Genomic DNA, 24,241 nt, shown 5'->3' on the forward strand with positions numbered 1-24,241 from the left:
ACCGTCATGACAGCATTAGAAACTGTACGACTTTATTATCAATGCTTTAACCAAAGAAACTGGAAGGGAATGCTCACGCTGCTCGACCCGGAAGTGCGCCACGAGGCCAACCAGGGAGATGTACGTATCGGCGCCGACAAATTCACGGAGTTTTTACAAAAAATGGATGAATCCTACGAGGAACATCTGACCGATATGGTGCTTTTTTCCGAACCTTCGGGCAAGCGGGTAGCTGCGGAGTTTGTTGTAAATGGTGTTTATAAAAAAGGCGAACCAGGTATGCCGGAAGCGCACGGACAACCTTATGTACTCCCGGCCGGGGCATTTCTGGAAGTGAAAGAGGGGCGGATCAGCCGCGTGACCACTTACTATAACCTCCCGCTATGGATCGACCTGGTTTCAAAGACAAAATAATGGCTGAACTCCGATTTTTGTGGGCGCGCGGGGAGGAGATAGGTGCGGTTGTAAATGATCTGGCTGGGCTGCGTATCGCCGTTTTTCGTGATTATCCCTATTTATACGAAGGCTCGGTTGCGTATGAAAAGGAATACCTGACGGTTTACACGGCATCTTCAAAATCGCTGCTGTTTTCGGTATATGATGGCGACAGGATGGTGGGCGCAACTACCTGTCTGCCGCTGGCGGACGAATCTGCGGAGGTCCGCCGGCCTTTCGAAGACGCTGGGTATGATATCAGTACCGTTTTTTACTTTGGAGAAAGCATTTTGCTGCGGGAATACCGTGGTTTAGGGCTGGGACACCGTTTTTTTGATGAACGCGAGGCACATGCCCGCACTTTCGGGAATTTTGAGACCTCTTGTTTCTGTTCTGTTGATCGGGGGGAGAATCATCCGCTAAAACCTGCGGATTATCGGTCAAACAATGCCTTTTGGACAAAGAGGGGTTATCATGAAGAACCGGAATTACAGACTTATATGTCCTGGCCCGATGTCGGCGACAAAGTATCTACCGCCAAAAAGATGATTTTCTGGATTAAAAAATTACGAGAATAAACCCACTTTCGAGCATTAACCCACAATGATTTTAACCATTGCGTCAGCACAGTACCCGATTACCGAACACGTCGGCTTTTCTGCCTGGAAACAACATACCGAGCGCTGGGTGGCCGATGCCGTAGAAAAGGGGGCAAAACTGCTGCTCTTCCCGGAATACGGTTCTATGGAACTTGTCAGCATCTTTTCGGAAGAAATCCGGGGCGATCTTCAAAACCAGATTTTTTCACTGGATTCGATCAAATCGGAATTTTGCATGGTCTTCGAGATTTTTGCAAAAAAATATGAGGTAGTGATCGTGGCGCCCACCATTCCGATTGTCGAAAACGGCGAAAAGCTGAACAGGGCCTATGTTTTTTCTCCAAATGGGCTGATGGGTTACCAGGATAAATTCTTCATGACCCGGTTTGAAAACGAAGAATGGGGCATCCAGAGCGGCCGGAAAGCGTTGACTATTTTCGAAACGTACTGGGGAAAATTCGGGATCCAGATCTGCTATGATGTGGAATTCGGTATCGGCTCGCAGCTTTTATGCGAGGCCGGCGCCACATTGATCCTCGTCCCCAGCTGCACTGAAACCATTCGCGGCTGCACGCGTGTACACATTGGCGCACGTGCCCGGGCGCTTGAAAATCAGGCGTATACCGTTGTTTCGCAAACGGTCGGCGATGCCGAATGGTCACCCGCCGTCGATCTCAATTACGGTTACGCCGCGTTTTACGGCACACCTGATCACGGTATGCCCGAAGAAGGCATTATTGCCGCCATGGAACCGCAGCAAGCTGGCTGGCTGGTCCAGGATCTCGACCTATCAGAAATTGACCGTGTAAGAAACGACGGGCAGGTTTTGAATTTTAAAGACCACCAGCGCATCATTTCCCGTCTGAACGAGGGGATTATCATTGTTGAAAAAGTGCTCTGATTATTTTTTCAAAACCCGCTTTATATCGTCTTCCGAAATCCGGTCGGGCATATTGCCAAACTGCTGGCGCACGAATGTCAGGAGCTGAGCCATTTCGCCGGGCGGGATAAAATCGTGTTTGGGCATCAGGTCGTTATACGGTTTTCCCAAAACCTTAATCTCGCCTTGCAGTCCGTTTGCAACCACCTGGATCAGCCTTCTTTTATCCTCGGTAACCCACTCGGAATTGACAAGCGGCGGAAAGCGGCTTCCATCCCCGAGGCCGTTTCGCTGGTGACAAGGCGTGCAATACGTATTGTAAATGCGCTGCCCGGCCACTTTTGTTTCTTTGTCAAGGTTATCATTGATCTCGTCGGGTGTGCGAATGTTGGAGTTGAGCTTATGTTTTTCCATGGCGGCCAGCTGGGTTGTGCCAAAGTTTTTCTTGTTGCCTTTGAACATTACCCGCCAGACTTTCCCCTTCCGCGAATCGGTAATATATAATGAACCGTCAGGTCCCTGCGCCAGTCCCATCGGCCGCGCTTTGGCGTCACTGACATTGATCAGCGGGTCCATCCCTGCAAAACCGTCGGCGAATACCTCCCATTTTTCAGAAAATTTACCATTTACCCAAGGTACAAAACACACAAAATAACCCGCCTGCGGATAGGGCGCGCGGTTGGTAGAACCGTGAAATGCGATGAATGCACCGTTTTTGTAACGTGCCGGAAACTGGTCGCCGGTATAAAAAAAGAGGTCATTCGGTGCCCAGTGACCTGGAAAACCGATAATTGGATTCTGGTATTTCGTGCCTTCGCCTTCTTTTTTACCATCGCCGCCGTACTCCGGGTTCAGCATTTTTTTGCCTTTCATCTGGTCAAAATAATAGTACGGCCAACCGAGATTGGTGCCCTGCGTTACTTTCACAAATTCCTCCGCTGGCAGAACCGCGCTTTGCCAGGACGAAAATTGTTCTGGAAAAAGCCGGTGCAAATTGTCACGCCCGTGCACGACGGCATATAAATTCTGATCATTGGTATTCCACCGCAAGCCAAGAATGCTGCGTAGGCCGGTCGCAAACAGGGTACCGTCTTTTTGTGTTTGGTCCAGCTTATCCGCGTTGAATTTCCAGATACCCCCATGTTTCTCCAGATCAGGGCAAGGCGTAATCCCTGGACTTCCCGGCTTTCCGCCCGGCGAATTCACCATATCCTGGCAAGCATCCGAAGGCGCGCCGAAAGGCACGTACATATTTCCCTGATTATCAAAAGCCATCGGCTTGGTAATGTGCCAATGCGTGCCGTGCTCGTGGTCGTCGGTGAGGATGGTTTCGTATTTTTCTTCGGGTAAAAGTTGTCCCGGAATCAGCTTGCTGCGGTAAACCACCAGCGAGGAACTGTAATAGAGGTAACCATTGTGAATGATAATGCCATTTGCCAAACTGCTCTGATCCTTGTAAGTACCAAAGTTTTGAATGATATCTGCTTTGCCGTCGCCCGTCGTGTCCCGCATGGCTACCGTCCCGCCGCCCTGGCCTTTGCCAAAATACCGCAGCTTAATGTAGATGTCACCGTTATCCCGCACCGTAATGTGCCGCGCCTGGCCCGTGCTGTCCGCCACCACCAATGCCTGAAAACCGTCGGGGATAGCCAGTCCGCCATTATCCGGGTCGCCGGCCGGGAGTTTGTCTTCCGGGGTTCTTGCGGCAATGATCAAAATGGTTAGTAGGCCAAAAACGCCTGCTGTTTTGACTACATTCTTTGTCTTTTTATAAAAATTCATAAAACTATTGTTTCTGCTTTTTTGCGCCCAAACCATTCAAATCCCACACAATTTTCCCGTCGCGGACCGTCATTTCCACTTCCAGCTTTTTAGAACCGGTAATACTGTTCCCGGCAGAATCCGTAAATCCAAACTCCCCATCCCGCACCCGGAAAATGGCCAGATCGGCCACATTTCCCGCTTTTAAATTTCCTAGCTCTTCATGCCCAATCGCCTTCGCAGGGTTTGATGTAGCGATCTGCACCACCTGTTCCAGCGAAAGTCCCAGCGCCATGAATTTGGACATGACATTCGCCATATCTTTCATGCCCGAATTCATGCTAAACCGATGGAGATCAGTACCGAAAGAATTGGGATAAAAACCTTGTTTCACCGCCGGCATCGCCTGGTCGAACCAAAAACCCGCGCCACCGTGCCCAAGATCGAAAAGGATACCGCGTTTTTTGGCTTCCAGTACAAAAAGCTTCACTTTCCCGTCCGGCCCTACTATTGGAGTTCTCTCTTTGATATTTTCAAAGGAATGCGTGATCATATCCCCGGGACGCATTTTTGCGAGCTGATATTCCAGCGGATATTCTGGTAAATGACATTCGACGAACAACGGTTTTTTGGTTTTGGAAGCCGCCGAAACCGCCCGGTCAAAAGGCGTCCAATCCTTGCCGTTAAAGTGCCCGATTTTCACGCCGACAATGTTCTCAGGATATTTTAAAATCAAAGCGGCAGTCGAATCCACATTCATGTCATCCAGGTTTTGCTCCCGGTCTGCACCCGTCATTCCCTCGCCAGAAATGTTCAGAAAAGCCAGGATCCGCGTTTTTGACTGGTCGATTACCTGTTTTTTAAATAGCGGAAAACTGCGCCAGCCGGAAGTACCCGCATCCACCACCGTCGTGACGCCGGATTTAAAAGTAAAATCATCAGGCGAAACACTATTTACACCATTCGCAAAAAGTCCGGCCTCGGGTCCGACGAAAACGTGGGTGTGGGTATCAATAAATCCGGGGGTAATGTAGAGGCCTTTCACGTCGATGATTTTTGAGGCAGAATCGGAGAGTGGGTGGCCGACTTTCACGATTTTACCTTTATCAATCAAGATATCCTGAACCTTATCTATTTGATTTGCAGGGTCAATGACGTGGCCGTTTCTGATCAGCAGATCGGATTTTTGCGCAAATGCGGGCCCTGTAGAAAACAGGTGCAGTAGCACTGTAAAAAGCAAAATTTGAAATCGCCCCATCCTTAAACCTTATTTAGAATTCAACTCACTTTGCCAGTCTGCGGAGGCGATACCATTCAAATCCCACATGATTTTTCCGGCGCGCAAGGTCAGTTCAGCTTCCAGTTTTTTGTCCCCTTTCATTTTCAACCGGCGGGTATCGATAAAACCAAAATCGCCTTTCCGCACATTGAAAACCGTCACATCCGCCTCTGAACCAACTGTTAAGCTGCCCAAATCGGTACGTTTGATGACTTGTGCCGGGTTCCAGGTCACCCGCAAAATGGCGTCGGGCAGCGTCATTCCCATGTTCAAAAATTTGGAAATCAAGTTATCCAGACCTTTCATTCCACCATTCATGCTGTCGGTATGGAGGTCGGTGCTGATCACATTCGCCTTAAAACCCTGCTGCATGGAAGGTATCGCCTGCCGCCACGCGAATGCGCCGCCGCCATGACCTACGTCAAAAACCAAGCCTTTTTGCTGCATTTCCACCACAAAAGGTTTCACCTTGCCATTTTCATCCACCACCGTTTCGCGCTCGGTAGGGCCGTGGGCGTAAGTATGCGTGAAAATATCGCCGGGACGCAGGTATTCCTTGAACAGTTTTTCAATCGAGAGCGGCGGTTTATGTTCGCCAAAATCCACCATAACAGGCGCGTCGGCCAGTTTTCCAGCTTCCACAGCCTTCTGCACCTGCGAATAATCGCCCCAGAAATGCGCTGATTTAATACCGACGATCACATTCGGATAAAGTCTTTTGATCATATTCGCAACCATCGCCGGGTTCATATCCGTCAGGTCCTGCTCCTCAAACCGACTCGCCATACCTGTGCCGACAATGTTGAGAAATGCCAGAACGCGCGTCTGCGATTTGTCAATCGTCTGAGCCTTAAAGGTTTTGAAATTCCGCCAACCCGATGAACCTGCGTCCACCATGGTAGTAACTCCTGTCCGGAACGAAAAAGCATCGGGCACGACGCTGGTCGCGGCGTTGGCAATGTAGGATTCGGGTGTGACGCCGTAAAAAACGTGCACGTGCATATCAATGAAGCCGGGCGCTACATATAACCCTTTGACATCCACCACTTTTTTTGCCGAAGAAGCCGGAATGTCCTTCGCCACCTGCATAATTTTCCCGGCGGTAATTGCTACGTCCAGGTCAGCGTCAAGGTTATTTTTAGGATCGATCACGTGACCGCCTTTGAGCAGCAGGTCGATATTTTGGGAAAAAGAAAGAGAGGCGGAAAGGAAAACCAGCAGGCAGCCGAACAGGGCCACGCCCACGGCGCGTCGTTTTTTTAGGAAAAGCATTTTATCAAGAGTTTAGGATAACAAGCCGCTTGGCTGTTTTCGAATGTGATTTTAACGAAAAAATCCGGCTACTCCAAAGAAATTGTGCACGAGCACGCGGCGATCAGATATTCAGCAGTCTGGCCATAACACATTTTAGCGTGTGTTAACAAGCCAGTATTTATTTACTGGCTTTTATCGCCTGCGGTTACTTACGATATTTGCCGCAAAAACTGCGTTCCCGTTGAAAAATCCACGAATTAGAGGCTACTCAACTGTGTTGGGTACGTTTGGTTGGTTACTAACAGTTTGCTTCATTTGCCTGACGTTCATCCCCAGATCCCTCGACCACGTCCTGTTCGTCGACGGACTTGCCTACGCCGCTATTTCCAGGAACATGGCGATGGGTTTGGGCTCTTTCTGGGAGCCGTATTTTGCCGATTCTTTCTGGATGAATTTCAATGACCGCTGCGCTTTTTTCTGCGAACACCCGCCTTTAATGTTCGGTTTGCAGGCGCAGCTTTTCAAAGTTTTGGGTGACACTACGCTTGTTGAAAACCTCTATAACCTGATCATTCTGCTTGCCAGCGTGGGTGTTATTGCCCTCATTTGGAGGGAGTTATTTAAAAATAACCTGGAAATCAAACAGCAGGCGTGGCTTCCGATTTTAATGTGGTACAGCCTGCGGGTTGTTTGGTGGAGCGTCCCCGGAAACCTCCTGGATACCACGATGGCAGTGTTTTGCATGCTTTCTTTTTATTTCCAGTTAAAAGCCATTTCCGAAACGAAATTCAAACCTCTTTACTGGATACTGGCAGGCACCATGGTCCTCCTCGCCATTTTGACCAAAGGCCCCGTCGGGTTGTTCCCGCTGGCTTTCCCAGTTATTTATATGGTCGTTTTTGGCAAAAGATTTTATGGGATTGGTGTCAAGGGATTGCTGACGACATTGGCTTCTTTCGGACTGTTACTTACCCTGCTTTTAATGTACGAACCAGCCTTGTTTTTCCTTAAAAATTACTTTCAGGGCCAGGTAATGCTGGCCATCATGCAAAAACGAGAGCGGGTTGCGAAAGATTGGACGGCACATTTTTATTTACTTAAAATACTATTTGTCAACATTATACCCCACTTGCTGTTCGTGGCGGGCTTCTACTTTTTCAGATTTTATTCAAAACGATCTGCACCTGTTTCCAATCATGCAATGCAGGTCAGAATGCTCGTTTTGCTCACTGCACTTTCTGGCATTTTGCCTATGATGGTCAGCGTCAAACAAGCCGATTATTACCTGATGCCCGCGCTGCCTTTTGTTGGATTCTTCTTTGCAGCCTGGTGCGTGGAAATGCTGCTGACGTTCGCGGGCAATTTCACAAGCCGCATAAAAGTCGTTTTTACAGGATTATCTGTGATTTTGCTGGCCGGAATGATCTTCAAACTTCTGCATCCGGATTTCGACCGCACTTACGAAATTGCGCAAGCCCTCAAAAAGCACGTCCCCGAAAGATCCAAAATTTACGTAACCGAAGACATCAATACGGAATCCGGCCTGCATAGCACCTACCAGCGCTACGCCCGACTTTCAGTCGCCTTCAATCCGACTGAAACGAAATATTTCTTCTTCAACCACCAGCACAAAATGCTGGATTCCATCGCCGCAACACAACATTTCGAGATTATCGATCTGGTCCACGGCGCAAAGTTGGGCGTTAAAAAGTAGCTTAACATGCCTAAAACGCAGAGTGCTTAAAAACCTTCATCCGTGGGATCACCTGCCAACCTGACGCATCCAGCTCAAAATCTCCCCGTAACGCTGGTTAAATGGATTAAAAAATTGCGTGATCATCGGTACGTGCTTCTTCTTTTCCTGAATGTGATAGGGGGTTTCGGGGGCGAAATCTGCGAGGGCTTTTTTGAATTTTTCGTTGCTGGATATGATCGAGGGGTAGGATTTTCCACCGCGGTAGATGATCATTGGCGGCATCGATTTGTGCAAATGGTAAAGCGGCGTCGCTTTTTTCCAGGTATCGGGATTGTTCGTGAAAGTATTCAGATAGGTATTTCCCGGCTGGAATTTTTCATCGGTCAGGTAGCCGTACATATCCAGGCCGGCGGCGTCGATCAGGATTGTTCCGGCGAGGGGATTTTCGATTTTCAGGTCCTGGAAATATTGGTTGTCGATAGAAACCAATGCGGCCAGATGTCCGCCGGCCGAATGTCCTGAAAGGAAAATCCGCTCTGGATTTCCGCCGTACTGCGCAATGTTATCCTTTACCCATTTGACGGCATTCGCAGTGGAGCGGGCCATTTCATCGTATTTGGCGGCCGGACTGAGCGGATAATCGATTGTCACATACACAACTCCCTTTTTCGCCCAGTGATTTCCAATTATGTTGTACTGCGATTTCTTGCCTGAATTCCAGTTGCCGCCGTGAACGAAAATGATCACGTCGTGCGGTGTGACGTGCTTTTTCGGCGCGAAAATATTCAGCTTTTGTTCCGAAATGCCTTTTTCGGCGGGCTGATAAGTAATGTCTTTGTGGCGGCTGATCCTCTTGAAGGAACAGCCGGAAATGGTCAGCAGGAATGCCGCCGAAATAATGGTCAGAATGAGTAATGTGATTCTCGTCTCAGCTTTCATGTATCAATTTTTCAATATGATACATACGGGGCCGACTTCCTGAAAGATCAATAAATGTCCTCCTTGGCAAATAAATGCTTGCTGATTGTTTCGATCAGCACCTCAGCTTTAAAAGGCTTCGTGATGAAATCGGTGAAGTTGCAGCTGGCGATTTCCGGCGTTTTTTGGGCGAAGGTATCGGCTGTGAAGGCAATGACAGGAACCTTGGCGTAGCGCGGAAAATCGCTCTGGATTTTCTTCATAGCCGTGATACCATCCATGACCGGCATCTGAATGTCCATCAGGATCAGGTCGTAGTCGTCGCCTTGTGCCAGACGGTCGAGTGCATCGGCACCGTTGGGACAGATGACAAAATCGGCTCCCCACCTTTTCAGAAGCTGCCGCAGCAGCACCTGGTTTGCGAGGATATCTTCGGCTGCCAGAATGTTGTAGCCTTTCAATGAGAGATTTACAGGTGCTTTCACGTTTTCTTGTCCGTTTGAATTTCCGCCTTTACCAAAGTTAAGGATTACCGTGAATGTTGCCCCTTCGCCAAGCTTGCTTTTGGCCGATATCGAGCCCTTCATGAGCTCGGTGATGGTGCGGGTAATGCTCAAACCAAGGCCGGTACCGCCGAAATGATGCTTCGCGTCGTTGGTGTGGGCTTGTGAAAAACTTTCAAAAATCACATTCAGCTTGTCTTCCGAAATACCGATCCCCGAATCTGTCACTTCGATCCGGATATCAACATTGGAACCGTAATCCTCGTGCAGGTGTACCGCTATTCTTACAAAACCATCCTCGGTAAATTTAATCGCATTGCCGACGAGGTTGACCAGGATCTGGTTCAGGCGGTAGGCGTCGCCCATGAGCATGTGCGGCACATTGTCGTCGAACTGGAATTCCAGGTTGATCGATTTTTCCTTAGCCCTGATCTCAAAGGTTTTAAGTAAGTAATCCAGCTTTTCTTTGAGGTCAAACTCAAAATTTTCAAGCCCGAATTTTCCGGCTTCGATTTTTGAGAAGTCCAGGACATCATTCAAAATCACCATCAGGTTATCCGCCGAATACTTGATCATTTTCAAATATTCCCGGTCCTCCGCATCAAAATCGCTGGTCAGCAGCAGGTCCGTAAAACCAATGATCCCATTCATCGGTGTCCGGATCTCGTGGCTCATCGTAGAAAGAAAGTCCGACTTGATGCGGGTCGCCGCTTCGGCGTCTTTTTTGGCCTGGATCAGCTCTTTTTCAGCCAGTTTGCGTGAGGTAATGTCGATAGCCGTACCCAGCACTTCCTGCACCAGCCCTTCCTCACCTCTTTTAAAAGGCACTTCCCGCGTAATGATCCACACCTCCGAACCGTCTTTGTGTTTCAGGCGAAACTCTTTTTCTACCACATCCTCATCTTTAACAAAATTCCGCATGTGGTGGTAATGCCGGCGGAAAGTGAGCTGGTCCTGGTTGTTGATGATCTGGGTCAGACCATTCGTAGTATCCGTTTGAATGTCTTCTTCCGAGTAGCCCAGTATTTTCCAGATCTGTTTATTATGGAAAATATTTGTCCATTTTTCAATGTCGATCACATAGATAATGTTGGGCGACAGGAGTGCGATTTTATTGATAAACTCCTCTTTTTCAGCCAGCTCGGTGCGCGCCTGCTCCCGGCCTTTCTCCATCTCCTGCATCTGGCTGATGGTGTGAAAGGATTTAGACAGCTTTTCCGCATTGACCTCCGATTTTGGAAAATAATCTGTCGCGCCGGCTTTCATCATTTCTACCGCCAGCCGCTCGTCACCCTGGGAAGTAAGCACGATCACAGGCAGCTTCGGCGACATTCTCTTGACTTTTTTCAGCAGTTCAAGACCATTGGTTTTGGGTAGCTGATAATCAAGAAAAACACATCCCGGCGTCCAGGATTCCAGTTTCAGTATTGCATCCTCAGCATATTTGCAGACCTGGATATCGCCGATTTCTACCTGTGACTTTTTGATGGCCCGTATCAGGTTCATCGCATCGATATCATCGTCTTCTACAAGGAGAATGGTTAATGGTGTCATTTTTAATAGGTTATATCGTTAAACTACTCCGGAAATTCGCAGAGTGTCCAGTAGCTGTTAAGAGTGGATACTGCTGCGATAAATCTGTCCATCGAGAGCGGTTTCAGGATATAGCCGGCCACATTCAGGTTAAATGCCTCTATCTTGTCGCTGTCCTCGTTGGACGTTGTCATTACAAAAACCGAGAGAGAGCTGAGTTCCGGATCCTGACGGATTTCTTTCAGGAACTCGATTCCCCCCATTTTCGGCATGTTCAGGTCGAGTAATACGATCCGCGGTTTCGGAAGATCCGTCCGCGACCGGAGTATTGCCAGTCCCTCAATACCGTTTGAAGCGACGATGAGCGGGTTCGAAATGTTGTTTTTCTTGAATGCGCGTTTCACATTCATGACGTCCACTTCGTCGTCTTCAAGTAATAAGATGGTCATTGGAACGGGAGTAGAGTAAGACATTTTAGATATGCTATTATTTATTGGAACGGGTTGTTTTTGAGTGAGGTCTCCGTTTCTTTCCGGTCGTTTTTAGGCCAGGTGAAATAAAACCGTGTGCCTTCTGTCATTTTGGATTCGATGCGAATGACGCCGCCTTTTTCGTCGAGTATCTTCTTAACGATCGCCAGCCCCACACCCGTACTTTCCACTTCATCCCTGGCCTGCAAGGTCTGAAAAATAACGAAAATACGTTCGTGAAATTCCGGACTGATCCCCGGCCCATTGTCTCCCACGAAAAACTCGAAGCGGGTATCGTCCTCCGTCCAGCCGATGGTAATGTCCACTTCCGGCTTGTCGTTGTACTTGATACCGTTTGAAATCAGGTTTTGCAAGATCTGGGTCAATGTGATTCTCTCCGTTTCCAGCACCAAATCCTGGTTTCCTTCAATCAGAAAACGGACCGGTTTTTTACTGCTGAATGTGTCGTGGAGGTCGTCGACAAGGGTTTTGAGCATAAATCTTTCCCGCACCGTCTTGATCCTGCCTGCCCTGGAATAGGATAAGATACCATTAATCAGACTTTCCATCCGGTGTACGCGCCCGCGCAGCAGCCTGAACTGATCTTTGGTGTCGCCTTCCAGCAAGTGGCTGATATCCTCCTCGATCCACTCCGACAAATTATTGATCGCCCGCAGCGGCGCTTTCAAATCGTGGCTCACCACATAGGCAAACTGGTCCAGCTCCGCATTGATCCTTTCGAGATCACGCATGTAAGATTTCAGCTTCTTTTCCGCATTGATCCGCTCCGTCACATCCGAGAATGTGCCGATGTACCCGATCAGTTTTTCGCCTACATATTGATGGCTGAGTGATACACCGATCCAGACTTCCTTTTTCTGGGCCGTCAGCAGCTTCACGGTCGTGTCGATATTTTGCTCCTCGGTATCCAGTATGTCATTGATTTCCTCCGCCGAATCCGGGAAAAATTCCACCCAGTTCCGGTTGAGGCTTTCGGCAACTGTATAACCCGTAATGTTCTCCCAGGCTTTGTTGAGGTACACAATGTTGCCCTGCCCATCGAGCTGCACGAGTACCTCGGTAATGCTGCGCACCACTTCTTCGAGGCGCTTGCTGGTTAATGCTGCCTCTTCGGTTTTTTCTTTGGCAATACGGCTCAGCTCTCGGTTTGCTTTGAAAAGTTCGCCCGAACTTTGTTCCAAAATCAGCTCTACCCGGCCCATGTCGTCCTGAAATTCCGTATAAGCCTGGTTTACCGAAAGCAAAAAATCCTGCATGCCCGGATGTTCCGCCAATTCGGGTGGTAATGATTTTCTGATCTGCCTCTTTAAAAGCCTGTGGTAATTAGTTTCTGTAATATCGAGGGTCGGCATTCTAATTCTCTCTGAATGTGGTAATTGTCATTGTCTGATTATGGAGCTCGCAGAGTGAGTTCCGGTTGAAAGGGGCCAGTTCTCCGTAAGAATAAAATCCGGCGATCACTGGCTCGTCCAGTACTTCCGACACACATTCCACCTCTTCTTCCACCATTTGTTTCAGTACGAGCTTCCGCCCCACGCAGCTTACCAGGAGCGCAAACTCGGGACTGTTTTTCAAACCTTCCGAAGCCGCGTGCGCCGCTTCTTCCGCCCCGGTGATCAGGCGGTCGTTATTGGCTTTCATCAACCTGACAAATGATCCCTGCGGAATGTCACCAGCGAAAGTCAGGCTTTTTTCTTCTTCATTAATTCCTAGAATCGTCCGTACCACCGGCGCGCGGTCTTCATTATCCCGCATACTCAGCGGAAAAAGCAGCCCCGACGCAGGCAGATCTTTGGCTTTATCACGCAGAAATGATTTATAAAGATCCAATGCAGGTTCCTCGTCAATTTCAAAGAGAATGTTCTCTTTCGAGCGGGTCACTTTTCTATCTAATCCGAAACTATCCCAGCCGCCGCGCGAACCAAAGCCAATCGACAGGTTATGTCCATAAAACCCAATCGCCGCCACACTTTCCGTCGCCACTTTTCCGTCTGGCTCAATGATCACGGTCCTGGAAAATTGCGAGCCGTCGCCAGCCAGTCCGCCGGTCAATGTTACGTCCGGGCCTAATGCTTCCGTCATGCCTTTTACAAGGTCGGTACCATTCACTTTGAGACCATCCGAAACAACGAAAATGTGCCGCAAGTCTTCTTTTGAAAGTTTTGCAACCAGCTGTTTTCCAGCCTCTGCACTATTGAAGCTGATTTCGTCCAGCGCAATTTTCGCACTTTCAACGACGGTATTTTCAAAGAGAATTCCGGTAATGATGATCGTGTGGTCCTTCACGGAAACATTGGCGATTTCTCCCGCTGTGGAGCATCCCGAAAAAATCGCTTCGGGATATTTTTCAGCCAGCTGTCCGACAAGATTATTTTTTTCTAAAAGCTCGCGGTTTCCGAAAATAAAAAGGAGCTGAGGGGAAAAAGTGAACGAGACAGGCGAGGAGGTATCTGTGTAAACGAACTGTTCAATCTGCATATAGTAGCTGCTTGCGGCTTTTATAATTGGATCAACAATTTACGTAAAACTTTCGATACGCGAATTACTTTTACACTTGCTTCAAAGTAGTAACTACTAAGCTATAAAATTGTCAGCTATGAAATTGAGGGAAAGGAGATTCCCTTTATTTTCCTGAACAATTCTACCGCATACAAATCGGTCATACCCGAGACAAAATCGAGGACGGTTTGTATCCTTTGGTAAGGATCGGTGCTGGACGTGATGAACTGCTTGGGGATCAGATCGACCAGCTTGCGGGTGTAATGTGAATTGTTGTTGAGATAGGCTGGTACAAATTCTTCCAAAAGCCCGCCCATGACCTTATAGCCCGCCACTTCAATCTGCACGACCGACGAATAATTGTAAATCCGACGTCTGGAAATGTCGGCGATTTCCTTCATCGCGGAGCAGAAAGGTTCGGGAATGCCGTCGATCAGACTTTTGTTAAAATCGCCGTCCAAGATGGTTTTCTGTTTCTGATAAAATAATTCCGAGCAGGCGCCGATGAGGGTATTGATGGATTTGGCGCGCAGCAAGCTGATTTTCGCGTCATCGTCGTCAATGTCGGCGAGGCGGGCGGGCATCCGCGGATCGTTGCACAGTTGGAGTAAAAGTCGCTCCACGTCGTGATAAGACAGGATTTTCAGCCGGTGCGCATCTTCCAGATCGATAATGTTGTAACAAATATCATCCGCGGCTTCCACAAGGTACACCAGCGGGTGGCGCTTGAAAACCAGCGGAGAGTCGCTCACCTGCGCCAGTTCCAGCTCGTTCGCAATTCGCTGAAAACCTTTTTGTTCTGATTGAAAAAAGCCGTATTTCTTAGTGAAAATCTTCGACTTATCATGCCCCGCCAGCGACTCACAGGGATACTTCGCGATGGCCGCCAAAGTGGAGTAGGTCAATGCAAAACTGCCATAACCCTTGCCGGCGTAAGGATGCGTGAGAATGCGGAAAGCATTGGCATTTCCCTCAAAATTGATCAGATCGGCCCACTGCGCCTCGGTGACTTCTTTTTTGTATTTCAAACCGGCATCATCCGTAAAATAATGCGAAATCGCAGCCTCACCCGAATGTCCGAAAGCCGGGTTACCCAGGTCATGCGCGAGGCAGGCAGCAGAAACAATGTTCCCGATCTCGCTGATTAGAGGGAGTTTTTCGTCAACATTCAGATCATCCTGCCTGAGTTTATTATAAAAAATCCGACCCAAAGATTTGCCTACACTCGCTACTTCCAAACTGTGCGTAAGGCGGTTATGTACAAAAACACTTCCCGGAAGCGGAAAAACCTGCGTCTTGTTTTGTAACCTTCTGAAAGGGGACGAAAAGATCAGCCGGTCGTAATCGCGCTGGAATTCGGACCGCGCCTCGGCCGGATCTGCATTGTATTTGTCTTCGCTTCCCCAGCGCTTCGCGGATAGTAATTTTTCCCAATTCATCGGTTGACAGTTTTCAAGTCGCAAAACTAATCGAATTACCTGTTTAGGCTCGAACTGGTAGTTTCTCACATTTAAATACTTTCCTTTTTTGACGATTTCGTTACGCAATTCCTAAATGATCCTGATATGAAAAAGTTTTTCCTGACCGCCTGCCTCGCAGTGCTGGTAAGCTGTACCTCAGCATTATACGCTTCTGAAACAAAGGATTTTTTATTGGTAAAAAAAGATGAAAAGCTAGCTAAGGAAATGACCGGCGTGGTGAATGCTTTTCTCAAAACATTATCAGAAGAGCAGAAAAAAACCGCCATGCTCGCCTACACCGATCCCGCCCGCTTCGACTGGAATTTTACGCCCCGCGAGCGGAAAGGTTTGACATTCAAGCAAATGAATGCCGACCAGCGCAAAGCCGCGATGGCGATGGTGCATCTGGTACTGAGCCAGGAAGGTTACAGCAAAGCCGAGCAAATCATCGATCTTGAAAATGTGCTTAGAGTGGTGGAAACCCGCCCGGCCAACGATACTTACCGCGATCCTGAAAATTATGCATTCCTCGTTTTTGGCACGCCGGGCACGGAGCCCTGGGGCTGGCGGGTGGAGGGGCATCATTTGTCGCTGCATTTCTCGTCGGTCAATGGTGAGGTGACTTATACGCCCAGTTTTTTCGGAAGTAACCCGGGTACCGTGCTGATCGACGTGCCGCAAAAAGGAAAAAGGATTTTGAAAGCCGAGCAAGAACTGGCATTTGATCTTTTGCACAGCCTGAATGCGTCGCAAATGGAAAAGGCAAGTATGGGAACGAAAGCGCCGAACGAGATTTTTACTTCCAATTCCAGAAAAGCGTCACTGGAAAAAATGGAAGGTATCCCGATGGGCGAGTTGACGGCTGCGCAAAAAACGCTTTTCAAAAACCTGATCATGGAATACCTCCGCCGCTACCACGTTACATTGAAAAACCAGCAGTGGTCGGAACTCGAAAAAGCAGGGCTTGACCAGATACATTTTGCCTGGATGGGTGATCAGCAGCCGGAAATCGGTCAGGGCCACGGACATTATTACCGCATCCACGGCCCGACTTTCCTCATCGAATTTGACAATACCCAAAACGGCGGCAACCACATTCACTCGGTTGTGCGGGATTTGACGAGCGATTTTGGCGAGGATATGCTGGGTAAGCATTATGAGAAGGCGCACTAGATTTCGCTAACTTTGGGCATGACACCCACGCCGCATCGCTATTTTGTCCTTAATAAACCCGCGAATATGGTTTCGCAGTTTGTCAGTTCAGATGATGTGCGGCTGCTGGGGGACCTTGATTTTGATTTCCCGGAAGGTACCCACGCCATCGGCCGGCTCGACAACCAATCGGAAGGCTTGCTGATTCTGACGACCAATAAGCGGGTTACAAATTTGCTTTTTCAAGGCGAAGTCCCACATAAAAGGACTTATTGGGTGAATGTGGGGCACATTGTGAGCAAAGAAACATTGCAGCGGCTGCGGACCGGGATTCCGATTTTGGTCAAAGGCGGCGTCGAATATGTGACCTCGCCTTGCGAGGTGGAGGTGATTTCAAGACCTGAAATTTTATCAAAACATCAAAACGAAACCTGGGAAAATGTGCCGAATACCTGGCTAAGTATTACTTTGACCGAGGGCAAATTTCACCAGATCCGTAAAATGGTGCGTGTGGCGGGGCATCGGTGCAAAAGATTGGTGCGGGCCAGCATTGAAAACCTGACATTAGGAAATCTGGCGCCGGGGCAAGTTCAGGAAATTCAGGAGGAGGAATTTTTTGCAGCCTTAAAAATTGAAAACTGGTTTCAACAACATTAATACTTCACTATGAACCTGCTCGGTAACATTATCTGGCTCATTTTCGGTGGATTCGCCGTTTTTCTGGAATATATGATTGTCGGCTTCCTGCTGTGCCTGACCATTATCGGCATTCCTTTCGGGATGCAATGTTTCAAAATCGGCTTCCTGACGTTATCGCCTTTTGGAAGAAATGTGCGTGATGTTCCTGGAAACACCGGCTGTCTCTCAACCATTTTCAACATTATCTGGATTTTCGCCGGAGGCGTCTGGGTCGCGCTCACCCACCTGATTTTTGGAATAATTCTTGCTATCACCATCATCGGGCTCCCTTTTGCAAAACAGCATTTCAAGCTGATGAGCCTGTCCTTCACGCCTTTCGGGAAGGAGATTTACTGATTTTGACAATCCTGATATGATGAAAGCCGTCGTAATCACTGCGCCGGGAGAGCCTGGTGTTTTGCAAATTCAAAACCGTGAAATTCCGAAACCCGCACCGGATGAAGTACTTATTAAGGTACAAGCCGCAGGAATAAATCGTCCCGATGTCTTGCAGCGGCAGGGAAAATACCCGCCGCCTCACGGTGCTTCTCCCGACATTCCGGGTCTGGAAGTAGCAGGTATTGTAGAAGAAACTGGTGAGAATGTTACCGCCTGGAAGCCCGGCGACGAAGTTTGTGCGCTGCTGACCGGTGGCGGTTATGCCGAATATGCGATCGCGAAGGCGGGACATTGTCTTTCCATACCCCAAAATTTCACTTTCGCGGAAGCCGCTTCCCTGCCCGAAACGGTTTTTACCGTCTGGCACAATGTATTTCAAAAAGGTAACCTCCAATCCGGCGAACATTTTCTCGTCCACGGAGGCAGCAGCGGCATCGGGATCACGGCCATACAACTGGCAAAAGCATTCGGTGCAAAGGTTTTCACCACTGCCGGAAGCGAAGAAAAATGTGCTGCCTGCCAAAAGTTAGGCGCTGATCTGGCGATCAATTACCAAACCGATGATTTTGAGGAAATTCTTAAAAAAACTGGCATAGACGTGATCCTGGATATGATCGGTGGCGAATACATCCCCAAAAACCTCCGACTACTACGGAAAGACGGCCGCCTGGTTTTCATCAACACCATGAAAGGCGCCAAAGCCGCCGACGCCGATTTCAGCCTGATCATGCGAAATCGGTTGACGATCACGGGGAGTACATTGAGGAACCGGGAAGTGGAATTCAAGTCGGCTTTGGCAGCTGAAATCCGCGAAAAAGTCTGGCCAGTAATTGAAAGCGGAAGTTTCAAACCGGTTATTTTCAAAACTTTTCCACTAGAAGAAGCGGCGCAGGCGCATGCATTGATGGAGAGCAGTGGGCATATTGGGAAGATTGTGCTGACTTGCTAGCAGCATTATCTCTTCAACTGCCGATTTAAAATCTCCGAAATCTGATCTGCCTGTGCATACACCATCAAATGCCCGGCACCTTCGATTTTTATATCGGGGTTGACGAGCTTGATCGGGATCAGCTGATCATTGGTACCGTGAATGTGGTAGATGTTTTCGGGTTTTGTTTTGCGGTCCCAGCTGCTCATTCTTTTTAATGCCCATTTCAAAAACTTGCTATCGGTATCGTGCAGAATGTCTTTTAGCAACGATTTGAGCTCTGGGGTATTTGCTCCGAAATATCGGTAAACAATTTTATTGGTGGATTTTAGAATCGGCGCTGCAAAAGGTGAGAGTAGCAAAAATTTGATCAACCCCTGATAACCTTTGGAAACCGGAATGCCGGTGGGCGTGCTGGAAATGAGGATAATTTGCTCAGGATGAATAATATCTGACATTTCGGAAGCGACCACCCCGCCAAAGGATAAGCCGACGAGTTGAAACGGTTTCGTCGTATCCATTTGTGCGATCAGGCGGCCGGCGTAATGTTTGATTGTCTCTTTTTTCTCCGGTTTGATCCACTCGATGTGATGCACCGAAAAATGGTCGTCGAGTTTGAGCTTGGCAAAAACACGCTTATCGGCGCCCAGGCCGCTGATAAAATAAACATTCATTTTCGAGGAATCTGACGATACATTTTGTGCAGTAGCCTGATTGCCAGGAAAGGTAAGGCCGATCAGCAATGCAAAAACGGAAGTCCGGAAATTTGAAAACATACTAAAAAAGGTCGCTTTCTGAATATACGGGTTCCTTCAAAATAAAGATGCCTGCTACCTCGTCAAATTAAACCTGATCCCGCCCAGAAGCCACCTTCCCGGCATTTTGGAGCCGAGCAAATCGCTGTAATTCGTGTCAAATGCATTGTCGGCCTGGACAAAAATGGCCAACGTGCGCGCCAGAAATGCATATTCCGCTTTGGCATTCAGCAGGAAATAATCTTTTGTAATGCTGGCTTCGATGGCCGTGGCTTCCCGGGCTGCGCGTTTTTTGTACAAACCATTCAGACTAAGTGAAAACCCGGAAACCTGGTATATCGCTGAGAAATTGCCCAGAAACTTGGCGTGCGAGGAAATGTAGAATGAAGTAACCCCGCTATTATTCTTGCTATCGAGCCAGGTTAGGCCGGCGTTAAAAATGAGTTTTTGACTGGTCGAAATTGTGTTAACCGATTGAATGTCAAACTCAAAGCCCGTGGTATTTACTTCCGCAATGTTCAAAGCCAAGCCAAATGTGCCGGTCGGGGAGAGGTTGTCTTTTCGCGGCATTTGCGCGTATGGAGTGGTCACATAGTCGATCAGATCGTTTTGCAATCTTTGAAAGAAGGTACCTGAAAGTTTGAGCTGCGTCGTATTGTTTTGGGTTAAAAACCAATCGGCGCCGGCTTCGTAGCTGAATGAGCGTTCCGCTTTTAAGTTGGGGTTACCCACGTTTCCACCGGTGACCAGTGCTTTTTGATAGTTGTTAAATCGCTCGGTGAAATCAGCATCGCGGATTGTTTTTCCTGCACTTCCCCGGATTTGCCACTGGTCTTTTTTATAGGATAAATTGATTTGCGGGACAAGTTCCGTGCCGATACTTTGCCGCCAATCCAATCTTACAGAAGGAGTTACCGTAAAATTTTCTTCAAAAACTTGAACCACCGAAACAAAAGGCGCGAGCTGACTGAGCGAATGATCGCCACGATCATTGGAAGAAATGTTTCGGTTTTGAAAATTGATCCCGGCGATCAGGCTGGTTTTTTGAGTAAATGCCTGTTGCAGAACCGCCAGCCCCTGCCAGAGTCTGGATTTACTACTGTTGGCAATCGCGTGCGGATTAAATGCATAGCGGTCATCGGCAAACTTGTAGCCGCCGTCGAGCGAAAACGAGGTGTTATTCTTTTTATAACCAATCCTGAGCTGGTTCCAGGAAGTTTTGACCTTCTCGCTGGCGGTATCGGATTTCAAAACGGTATAAAAATTCTGCGCAGCAAAATCACGGTGATCGTAGGCGCTCCTTAATGCGATATTCCACGTCGGCGAAAGCTGGTAATTCAATGATAATGAGGCGGTATTGTTGTGAAAATAACCTTTGATACCGCGCTGCTGCACGCCGCTAGCATTGTTGGAAAGCACACCAGCCGAAACCGCCAGTTTATTTTTTTGGTAAAAACCCCCTGCATTGACATTCTTCAAACCATACGCACCAGCCGAAACCATCGCATTAATATTGGTCTTAGCCACATTATTTTCTTCATCCGAACCTGATAATTTGGTAGCAAATGTCTTGGAAATAACATGAATAACACCGCCTACCGCATCCGAACCATATAATGCGGAAGAAGCTCCCTTCAAAACTTCAATGCGATCAATTTCAGAGGGCGCGATCGGGATATAGCTGTTGAAATGCCCCGTATTTGGATCATTAAGCCGAATTCCATCCAAAATCACCAGAACCTGCTGGAAGGTACCGCCGCGCAACACAATGTCACTTTGTGAACCCATCGGGCCACGCGCCTGGATTTCCACGCCCGGAACATACCGCAAAAGATCGTCGATGCTGTGTACAGGCAGGTTTTGAAAATATTCTCCTTTAATGACAGCAATATTTCGTCCGGTTTGTGATGCCCTTTTTTCGACAATCGAAGAAGTTACAGTCACCGGGTCAAGCGAAACTTCCTGGGCGAGAGCGAAGGAGTAACAGGTAATTAAAAGAAGCGTTAGTAATGATTTTTTCATTTTGCAAACTTAGTATCTTGCCGGACTGTCCAGATACCCCGGTTTTAAGATAATGAGTAGTCCGGTTGAAATTCCTTTTAAAAGTGTAGTCCTGCTCGACCGGATTTCCGGTACGCCGGTTTACTTACAAATCGCGCGACAAATGATCAATGCGATCCAACGTGGCGTGCTTGTAACCGGCGCTAAACTGCCTGGAACGCGCACATTGGCCGAAATGCTGTATGTACACCGCAAAACGGTGGTGGCGGCTTACAATGAACTCGATGCCCAGGGATGGATAGAAATGCTGCCCAACAAAGGGACATTTGTAACTAAGAAATCGCCGGTTGATGAATCCAAGCGACTGTCTTTCAATGCGAATGATTTGGTAAGTTATCCCAAGCAAGCCGGTTTTTCCTTCGATCAAAGTATGCTGCTGGATAAGCCGGTTTCGGTTTCCAATGTGGAGCTGGAATTTACTGACGGCCTGCCCGACGTCCGTCTTGCGCCGATGGATAAATTGGCAAAAGCCTATTCAAGCGTGCTAAGGCGGAAAAACAACCGGAAATATCTCAATTATTCACACGTAGAGGGCAATGCCTTTTTTCGCGAAAAACTGGCGGACTACCTGAATAATACGCGTGGCTTGCACATTAACTCAACAAACGTGATCACGACGCGAGGCATTCAAATGGGCATTTACCTGGCTTCGACGCTGCTGATCCGGAAGGGTGATAATGTGGTGGTCGGTAATCTGAGCTATTATGTGGCGAACATGATTTTTCAGCAGGCAGGTGCGAAGATTATTTCGTTACCGGTTGACGATCAGGGGATTTCGGTGGACGCAGTGCGTAAATTGTGCGCGACGACCAGGATCCGGATGCTGTACATTACCCCGCACCATCATTATCCTACAACCGTAACGCTCAGTCCGGAACGCCGCATGGAGCTGCTGAATTTGTCGGTGCAATACGGGTTTATTATTCTGGAAGACGACCATGATTACGATTTTCACTACAACAGTAGTCCGGTTTTGCCGCTCGCGAGTGCCGATAGTGCCGGGATGGTGGTTTACGTCGGGTCATTTTGCAAAGCGATGGCGCCGGGGCTGCGGTCGGGGTACATGGTCGGGCCGGAAAATCTAATTCCGGAGTTGGGAAAAATCCGGCGCATTATTGACCGGCAGGGTGACTTAATGATGGAGCAGGCGCTGGGGGAGCTGCTTGACGAAGGCGAAATTCAGCGGCACATTAAAAAAGCACAGAAGGTTTACCACCAGCGAAGAGATCTGATGACGGATATCTTGCAAACACATTTTGCTGATTATCTGACATTTAAAGCGCCACCCGGCGGACTTGCAATCTGGACCGAGTGGCGGAAGGACATTAACCTGATGCGCGTCAGCAAAGCTTGTCTGAAACAGGGGCTACATTTGCCGCAGACGCTTTTATTCCAGACCGGTCAGCTGAGCGCGATGCGGCTGGGTTTTGGAAATATGGACGAAAGCGAGTTGCAGGAGTCGATGCTGATACTCAAAAATGTGCTGGAAAAGATTGTCTGACGGCAATGTCTCCGGCGCGTTGTGATCCTGAATTATTCAATTAATTTGTGGCAAAATCATATCGAAAATGAAAAAGCGCACCTTTATCAAACTTTCATCGGCTTTAATGACAGCTCCTTTATTTTCACCTTTAACCGGCTGGGCAGCGGACGGCTCAGTCACGGGAAATTCCGCGGTCGACAAGCTCAAAAACTGGGCGGGTAACCTGGAATACAGTACCCAAAAACTCGACGCGGCAAAAACGCTGGCCGAAGTTCAGCAGATCGTCAAAAAATATCCTAAGCTGAAAGTGCTGGGTACCAAGCATTGCTTCAACAACATTGCGGATTCCAAAGATCAATTTATCTCGCTGGTCTCCGCCGAGGAATCGATTGTTTTAGACGAAAAAAATAAAACGGTGACGGTTAACTCCGGGTTAAAATATGGTCAGCTAAGTCCCTATCTGCATAAAAAAGGTTTCGCGCTGCATAATTTGGCTTCGCTGCCGCACATTTCCGTGGCTGGCGCTTGTGCTACTGCTACGCATGGCTCAGGGGAAAAAAACGGGAATCTGGCGACTGCGGTTGCGGCGTTTGAGCTGGTGACTGCGAAGGGTGAAGTTTTGAAATTTGATAAAAAGAAAGACGGAGAAAAATTCAATGCGGCGGTGGTGCATCTCGGTGCATTGGGTGTGGTGACGAAGGTGACTTTGAATGTGGAGCCAACTTTTATGATGGGGCAATATGTATATGAAAACCTGCCGCTAAATGAGTTAAAAGATAATTTTGATAAAATTGAAGCCAGTGGATATAGTGTGAGTTTATTTACAAACTGGTCAACTAATGACATTACGGAAGTATGGTTGAAATTTAAGACAAACAGTGAAAAGCCTTTGAAAAGATTGCCTGATAACGAATTTTTCGGTGCAAGGCTGGCAAACAAGAACCTGCATCCGATCCCTGAACTTTCTGCTGAAAACTGTACCCCTCAGATGGGTGTACCCGGTCCGTGGTATGAGCGTATGCCGCATTTCAAAATGGGTTTCACGCCGAGCAGCGGGAAAGAACTGCAAACTGAATATTTTGTTCCGCGCACCAACGCGGTAGATGCGATCCTGGCGGTTTCCAAACTCGGCAGCCAGATTACCCCACATTTGTTAACTTCCGAAATCCGGACGATTGCCGCCGATAATTTCTGGCTAAGTCCTTGCTACAAACAGGATTCTGTGGCGATACATTTTACCTGGAAACAGGATTGGGCGGCGGTGAGCAAACTTCTGCCGATTATCGAGAAAGAACTTTCCGCCTTCAACGCCAGGCCGCACTGGGGCAAGCTGTTCAAAGTTTCTCCGGCAATTCTGGAAAAACGTTACGCCAAATTGCCTGAATTCCGCAGCCTGGCCAAAGAACTTGATCCGACAGGGAAATTCAGGAATGACTTTCTGAACCTGAACATTTTTCCGGCGAAAGGGTAGCCTCGC

21 protein-coding genes are annotated in these 24,241 nt (G+C 48.2%); 10 read left to right on the forward strand and 11 right to left on the reverse strand.

What is annotated here, in order from left to right; translation table 11 throughout:
- The first annotated feature begins 6 nt into the window (after positions 1 to 6).
- The 3 genes from FEN17_RS26020 to FEN17_RS26030 are packed head-to-tail and all read left to right on the forward strand — an operon-like array spanning position 7 to position 1,935.
- Positions 7 to 414, forward strand: coding sequence for a nuclear transport factor 2 family protein (locus FEN17_RS26020; protein ID WP_138368328.1), 408 nt, complete (start codon positions 7 to 9; stop codon positions 412 to 414).
- Entirely contained in the window at positions 414 to 1,013 is a 600-nt protein-coding gene (locus tag FEN17_RS26025; protein ID WP_138368329.1) for a GNAT family N-acetyltransferase, read from the forward strand. Before FEN17_RS26020 ends, FEN17_RS26025 begins: the two co-directional genes overlap by 1 nt.
- Before the next feature lie 25 nt (positions 1,014 to 1,038).
- Positions 1,039 to 1,935 carry a carbon-nitrogen hydrolase family protein gene (locus FEN17_RS26030; RefSeq protein WP_138368330.1) on the forward strand — a complete coding sequence of 299 codons (897 nt, stop codon included), beginning with the start codon at positions 1,039 to 1,041 and terminating at the stop codon, positions 1,933 to 1,935.
- Here the strand turns inward: FEN17_RS26030 and FEN17_RS26035 are convergent, their stop codons facing one another.
- Genes FEN17_RS26035 through FEN17_RS26045 form a run of 3 tightly spaced genes read right to left on the reverse strand, consistent with a single transcriptional unit; the run spans position 1,936 to position 6,226 of the window.
- Positions 1,936 to 3,696 (reverse strand): PQQ-dependent sugar dehydrogenase, encoded by a 1,761-nt coding sequence (locus FEN17_RS26035; RefSeq protein ID WP_138368331.1) that lies wholly within the window; start codon positions 3,694 to 3,696, stop codon positions 1,936 to 1,938. It lies immediately after the preceding gene.
- A 4-nt stretch (positions 3,697 to 3,700) separates the two neighbouring features.
- Positions 3,701 to 4,903 (reverse strand): amidohydrolase/deacetylase family metallohydrolase, encoded by a 1,203-nt coding sequence (locus tag FEN17_RS26040; protein ID WP_229208999.1) that lies wholly within the window; start codon positions 4,901 to 4,903, stop codon positions 3,701 to 3,703.
- Positions 4,904 to 4,942: 39 nt separating this feature from the next.
- Positions 4,943 to 6,226 (reverse strand): amidohydrolase/deacetylase family metallohydrolase, encoded by a 1,284-nt coding sequence (locus FEN17_RS26045; protein ID WP_138368333.1) that lies wholly within the window; start codon positions 6,224 to 6,226, stop codon positions 4,943 to 4,945.
- Positions 6,227 to 6,482: 256 nt separating this feature from the next.
- On the opposite strand from FEN17_RS26045, the gene FEN17_RS26050 reads away from it, so the two are divergent.
- Positions 6,483 to 7,922, forward strand: a complete 1,440-nt coding sequence (locus FEN17_RS26050) for an ArnT family glycosyltransferase (RefSeq protein ID WP_138368334.1) — start codon at positions 6,483 to 6,485, stop codon at positions 7,920 to 7,922.
- Between the two features lie 48 nt (positions 7,923 to 7,970).
- On the opposite strand, the gene FEN17_RS26055 is transcribed toward FEN17_RS26050, so the two are convergent.
- The 6 genes from FEN17_RS26055 to FEN17_RS26080 all read right to left on the reverse strand — a co-directional run bounded on the left by FEN17_RS26055 (position 7,971) and on the right by FEN17_RS26080 (position 15,287).
- Positions 7,971 to 8,843, reverse strand: coding sequence for an alpha/beta hydrolase (locus FEN17_RS26055; protein WP_138368335.1), 873 nt, complete (start codon positions 8,841 to 8,843; stop codon positions 7,971 to 7,973).
- Positions 8,844 to 8,890: 47 nt separating this feature from the next.
- Positions 8,891 to 10,879: a hybrid sensor histidine kinase/response regulator gene (locus FEN17_RS26060; protein ID WP_138368336.1), complete on the reverse strand. Its 1,989-nt coding sequence runs from the start codon at positions 10,877 to 10,879 to the stop codon at positions 8,891 to 8,893.
- 23 nt (positions 10,880 to 10,902) lie between these two features.
- Positions 10,903 to 11,307: a response regulator gene (locus FEN17_RS26065; protein ID WP_229209000.1), complete on the reverse strand. Its 405-nt coding sequence runs from the start codon at positions 11,305 to 11,307 to the stop codon at positions 10,903 to 10,905.
- A 41-nt stretch (positions 11,308 to 11,348) separates the two neighbouring features.
- Positions 11,349 to 12,701, reverse strand: coding sequence for a sensor histidine kinase (locus FEN17_RS26070; RefSeq protein WP_138368338.1), 1,353 nt, complete (start codon positions 12,699 to 12,701; stop codon positions 11,349 to 11,351).
- Between the two features lies 1 nt (position 12,702).
- A complete protein-coding gene (locus FEN17_RS26075) occupies positions 12,703 to 13,827 on the reverse strand; it encodes an FIST signal transduction protein (protein ID WP_138368339.1) in 1,125 nt (374 codons plus the stop codon).
- Between the two features lie 116 nt (positions 13,828 to 13,943).
- On the reverse strand, positions 13,944 to 15,287 hold the full coding sequence (locus FEN17_RS26080) for a deoxyguanosinetriphosphate triphosphohydrolase (RefSeq protein ID WP_138368340.1): 1,344 nt from the start codon (positions 15,285 to 15,287) through the stop codon (positions 13,944 to 13,946).
- A 126-nt stretch (positions 15,288 to 15,413) separates the two neighbouring features.
- Here FEN17_RS26080 and FEN17_RS26085 point away from each other — a divergent pair, with 126 nt between their 5' ends.
- From FEN17_RS26085 to FEN17_RS26100, 4 genes are read left to right on the forward strand one after another with little or no spacing between them, the layout of a single operon-like run.
- Entirely contained in the window at positions 15,414 to 16,481 is a 1,068-nt protein-coding gene (locus FEN17_RS26085; RefSeq protein ID WP_138368341.1) for a DUF3500 domain-containing protein, read from the forward strand.
- Positions 16,482 to 16,499: 18 nt separating this feature from the next.
- A complete protein-coding gene (locus FEN17_RS26090; protein ID WP_138368342.1) occupies positions 16,500 to 17,117 on the forward strand; it encodes a pseudouridine synthase in 618 nt (205 codons plus the stop codon).
- 9 nt (positions 17,118 to 17,126) lie between these two features.
- The gene (locus FEN17_RS26095; RefSeq protein ID WP_138368343.1) at positions 17,127 to 17,495 is read left to right on the forward strand and encodes a YccF domain-containing protein; all 369 of its coding nucleotides are present in this window, start codon (positions 17,127 to 17,129) and stop codon (positions 17,493 to 17,495) included.
- Between the two features lie 19 nt (positions 17,496 to 17,514).
- Positions 17,515 to 18,486, forward strand: coding sequence for an NAD(P)H-quinone oxidoreductase (locus FEN17_RS26100; RefSeq protein ID WP_138368427.1), 972 nt, complete (start codon positions 17,515 to 17,517; stop codon positions 18,484 to 18,486).
- Positions 18,487 to 18,491: 5 nt separating this feature from the next.
- Here the strand turns inward: FEN17_RS26100 and FEN17_RS26105 are convergent, their stop codons facing one another.
- Both FEN17_RS26105 and FEN17_RS26110 read right to left on the reverse strand, forming a co-directional pair.
- Entirely contained in the window at positions 18,492 to 19,241 is a 750-nt protein-coding gene (locus FEN17_RS26105; protein WP_138368344.1) for an alpha/beta fold hydrolase, read from the reverse strand.
- A 54-nt stretch (positions 19,242 to 19,295) separates the two neighbouring features.
- Positions 19,296 to 21,242, reverse strand: a complete 1,947-nt coding sequence (locus tag FEN17_RS26110) for a TonB-dependent receptor plug domain-containing protein (RefSeq protein WP_138368345.1) — start codon at positions 21,240 to 21,242, stop codon at positions 19,296 to 19,298.
- Between the two features lie 52 nt (positions 21,243 to 21,294).
- On the opposite strand from FEN17_RS26110, the gene pdxR reads away from it, so the two are divergent.
- A complete protein-coding gene (gene pdxR, locus FEN17_RS26115) occupies positions 21,295 to 22,782 on the forward strand; it encodes a MocR-like pyridoxine biosynthesis transcription factor PdxR (protein ID WP_138368346.1) in 1,488 nt (495 codons plus the stop codon).
- A 67-nt stretch (positions 22,783 to 22,849) separates the two neighbouring features.
- Positions 22,850 to 24,235 (forward strand): D-arabinono-1,4-lactone oxidase, encoded by a 1,386-nt coding sequence (locus FEN17_RS26120; RefSeq protein ID WP_138368347.1) that lies wholly within the window; start codon positions 22,850 to 22,852, stop codon positions 24,233 to 24,235.
- The last annotated feature ends 6 nt before the right edge of the window (positions 24,236 to 24,241 follow it).

The organism is Dyadobacter luticola, from assembly GCF_005860805.1.
Classification (GTDB): domain Bacteria; phylum Bacteroidota; class Bacteroidia; order Cytophagales; family Spirosomataceae; genus Dyadobacter; species Dyadobacter luticola.

Excerpts from the sequence above, each read along its gene's own strand:
- FEN17_RS26090 (WP_138368342.1), top strand. The coding sequence starts at position 16,500 with ATGACACCCACGCCGCATCGCTATTTTGTCCTTAATAAACCCGCGAAT.
- FEN17_RS26110 (WP_138368345.1), bottom strand. The coding sequence starts at position 21,242 with ATGAAAAAATCATTACTAACGCTTCTTTTAATTACCTGTTACTCCTTC.
- FEN17_RS26085 (WP_138368341.1), top strand. The coding sequence starts at position 15,414 with ATGAAAAAGTTTTTCCTGACCGCCTGCCTCGCAGTGCTGGTAAGCTGT.
- FEN17_RS26030 (WP_138368330.1), top strand. The coding sequence starts at position 1,039 with ATGATTTTAACCATTGCGTCAGCACAGTACCCGATTACCGAACACGTC.
- FEN17_RS26100 (WP_138368427.1), top strand. The coding sequence starts at position 17,515 with ATGAAAGCCGTCGTAATCACTGCGCCGGGAGAGCCTGGTGTTTTGCAA.
- FEN17_RS26080 (WP_138368340.1), bottom strand. The coding sequence starts at position 15,287 with ATGAATTGGGAAAAATTACTATCCGCGAAGCGCTGGGGAAGCGAAGAC.
- FEN17_RS26070 (WP_138368338.1), bottom strand. The coding sequence starts at position 12,701 with ATGCCGACCCTCGATATTACAGAAACTAATTACCACAGGCTTTTAAAG.
- FEN17_RS26035 (WP_138368331.1), bottom strand. The coding sequence starts at position 3,696 with ATGAATTTTTATAAAAAGACAAAGAATGTAGTCAAAACAGCAGGCGTT.
- FEN17_RS26055 (WP_138368335.1), bottom strand. The coding sequence starts at position 8,843 with ATGAAAGCTGAGACGAGAATCACATTACTCATTCTGACCATTATTTCG.
- FEN17_RS26065 (WP_229209000.1), bottom strand. The coding sequence starts at position 11,307 with ATGACCATCTTATTACTTGAAGACGACGAAGTGGACGTCATGAATGTG.
- FEN17_RS26075 (WP_138368339.1), bottom strand. The coding sequence starts at position 13,827 with ATGCAGATTGAACAGTTCGTTTACACAGATACCTCCTCGCCTGTCTCG.
- FEN17_RS26060 (WP_138368336.1), bottom strand. The coding sequence starts at position 10,879 with ATGACACCATTAACCATTCTCCTTGTAGAAGACGATGATATCGATGCG.
- FEN17_RS26095 (WP_138368343.1), top strand. The coding sequence starts at position 17,127 with ATGAACCTGCTCGGTAACATTATCTGGCTCATTTTCGGTGGATTCGCC.
- FEN17_RS26120 (WP_138368347.1), top strand. The coding sequence starts at position 22,850 with ATGAAAAAGCGCACCTTTATCAAACTTTCATCGGCTTTAATGACAGCT.
- pdxR (WP_138368346.1), top strand. The coding sequence starts at position 21,295 with ATGAGTAGTCCGGTTGAAATTCCTTTTAAAAGTGTAGTCCTGCTCGAC.
- FEN17_RS26045 (WP_138368333.1), bottom strand. The coding sequence starts at position 6,226 with ATGCTTTTCCTAAAAAAACGACGCGCCGTGGGCGTGGCCCTGTTCGGC.
- FEN17_RS26025 (WP_138368329.1), top strand. The coding sequence starts at position 414 with ATGGCTGAACTCCGATTTTTGTGGGCGCGCGGGGAGGAGATAGGTGCG.
- FEN17_RS26020 (WP_138368328.1), top strand. The coding sequence starts at position 7 with ATGACAGCATTAGAAACTGTACGACTTTATTATCAATGCTTTAACCAA.
- FEN17_RS26105 (WP_138368344.1), bottom strand. The coding sequence starts at position 19,241 with ATGTTTTCAAATTTCCGGACTTCCGTTTTTGCATTGCTGATCGGCCTT.